Source organism: Vibrio sp. 704, from assembly GCF_033339295.1.
Window position 1 is genome coordinate 1 of sequence record NZ_JAWOUH010001049.1, and the last position, 510, is coordinate 510.

Sequence of the window (510 nt, forward strand, 5' to 3'; positions counted from 1 at the left end):
GTCGCGACGGTTGCCTTTGGTATGGGTATTAACAAGCCGAACGTCCGTTTTGTGGTGCACTTTGATATTCCGCGCAATATTGAATCCTACTACCAAGAAACGGGACGAGCAGGGCGAGATGGTTTACCTGCTGAAGCGATGATGTTGTACGACCCCGCAGACATCAGTTGGCTACGCCGCATGCTGGATGAAAAAGACGATGGACCGCAAAAGCAAGTAGAAAGCCATAAACTTAATGCGATGAGTGCCTTTGCGGAAGCGCAAACCTGTCGTCGTCAGGTTCTGCTCAACTACTTTGGTGAGTACCGCGAGAAGCCTTGTGGTAACTGTGATATCTGCCTCGATCCACCCAAACATTTTGATGCGACAGAAGAAGCGCGAAAAGCGTTGTCGTGTGTTTACCGCGTTAACCAAAGCTTTGGTATGACGTATGTGGTTGAGGTGCTGCGTGGTATGCAAAATATCCGCGTGCGTGAACATGGCCACGATAAGATCTCTACATACGGCATT

Annotated in this window: 1 protein-coding gene; it reads left to right on the forward strand. The window is 49.4% G+C overall.

What is annotated here, in order from left to right:
• Positions 1–510, forward strand: a 510-nt coding sequence (locus tag R7R24_RS30585; protein ID WP_318120699.1) for a RecQ family zinc-binding domain-containing protein, incomplete at both ends; no start/stop codon positions are given.